General features: G+C 61.0%; 1 protein-coding gene. It reads right to left on the reverse strand.

The annotated features are described in order from the left end of the window. Nucleotides 1-467 (reverse strand): superoxide dismutase (locus tag OO71_RS45985; protein ID WP_033296443.1); only part of this gene is annotated, 467 nt, incomplete at its 3' end. Nucleotides 468-484: the final 17 nt, after the last annotated feature.

Consider the following 484-nt stretch of genomic DNA (forward strand, 5'->3'; position numbering starts at 1 on the left):
TTGCCGCCCGCGACGGCGTTGTCGAACCGCTTGCTGATCTCCGCCCAGTTGAAAATGTTCCACAGCGCCTTGACGTAATCCGGCTTCACGTTCTTGTAATCCAGATAGAACGCGTGCTCCCACACATCCACCAGCAGGATCGGCACCGTCGGCAGGACCAGGTTGTTGTGGTGATCCCGCAACTGCTGCGTGATCAACGTCTTACCCAGCGGATCCCACGACAACGCACCCCACCCGTTGCCCTGGATCGTCGTCGACACCGCCGTGAACTGCGCCTTGAACGCATCGAACGACCCGAACGCCTCATCGATCGCCGCCGCCAGCTCACCCGTCGGCTTGTCCCCGTTCGCGCCCTTCACATACGCCGCATGATGCTTACTGTGATGCAGCTCGTTGATCTCCCCCGAAATCGACGGCGCCAACGCGCCATAGTCGTAATCCAGATCGGGCAGCACATACCGGGCCATGGGCCCTCCTTCTGTCT

The organism is Amycolatopsis jejuensis (genome assembly GCF_000717335.1).
GTDB classification, from domain to species: Bacteria; Actinomycetota; Actinomycetes; order Mycobacteriales; family Pseudonocardiaceae; genus Amycolatopsis; species Amycolatopsis jejuensis.